This is a genomic window from Bacillus cereus, from assembly GCF_002567495.1.
In the GTDB taxonomy this organism is placed as follows: Bacteria; Bacillota; Bacilli; order Bacillales; family Bacillaceae_G; genus Bacillus_A; species Bacillus_A cereus_AQ.
This window is the reverse complement of record NZ_NVAP01000107.1, coordinates 1-998: the sequence shown is the minus strand read 5'-3', so window position 1 is coordinate 998 and position 998 is coordinate 1. Positions and strand designations below refer to the sequence as shown.

The window sequence follows — 998 nt, the reverse complement described above, 5'->3', positions numbered from 1 at the left end:
TAGGAATAATACTTGGAATGCTATATTTTAATCATAAAACCAATATTCAACAAAATAAAGCGCTAGCCACCGAAAAACGTGTATTGCAATATGAATCTACCTTGAAAAAAGAATTAGAAAAATATAATTTAGGAGAGAAAACAGCAGTTTTATTAGGAATTATGTACCAAGAGAGTAGAGGTGAGGGAAACGATCCTATGCAGTCATCCGAATCACTTGGATTAAAGCCAAATGAAATTAAAGAGACAAGCTTGAGCATTGAACAAGGGGTAAAACACTTTGCTAAAATGTACAAATATGGAACGGACAAGGATGTTAGCATGGATACAATTATTCAAAGCTATAATATGGGGTCAGGGTATATTGATTTTATTGCTAGTCAAGAAGTTAAACAACACTCGGAGGATTCAGCCAAAAAGTTTTCTAAGATGAAAGTTGATCAAAATCCAGCGATGTATACTTGTGGTGGAAATAAAAATAATTTTAGGTATCCATATTGTTATGGTGATTTCACATATGCTACAAAGGTAAATGAAAAAACAAAACTTATTGAAGAACTTCTTCAAAATGTACATAGCTCTTCTAAATAAGTTGCAGAATGAAATATAATGATACCATCAGTTATTAACAATAATATCTAAGAAAAAAACTACTTTCTTTCTTAATTAACATAATTTTCAAAAATAAACCCCGTGGATGTTAATATTTGTTATATAATATATTTGTCAAAGCATTACCCCTAAAGTTTCTACAGTCAAACTGTAAGATAGTTTGTTTGGCCCGTATTTTCACCTTAAAACAAAAAGAACTTGTAGAGATTCCTACAAGTTCTTTTTGTTTTAAGGGTTAAAAGTGGATTTTAAATATAGTTGCAATTTTTTGAGGGGGAAAAGTAAATGTTTATAAAAGCAGAAAGATTATTAATACGAAAATTTGAGTTCAAAGATTGGCAAGTTGTTCATGAGTATACATCAGATATCAATGTTATGAAATACATA

Annotated in this window: 1 protein-coding gene and 1 pseudogene; both read left to right on the top strand. The window is 29.8% G+C overall.

Annotation, left to right across the window (positions count from 1 at the left end; genetic code table 11):
- Positions 1–590: lysozyme family protein (locus COK05_RS30485; protein WP_098615491.1), on the top strand; the 590-nt coding region annotated here is incomplete at its 5' end.
- Positions 591–896: 306 nt separating this feature from the next.
- Positions 897–998: pseudogene (locus COK05_RS30480) on the top strand (GNAT family N-acetyltransferase); the annotation flags it as partial.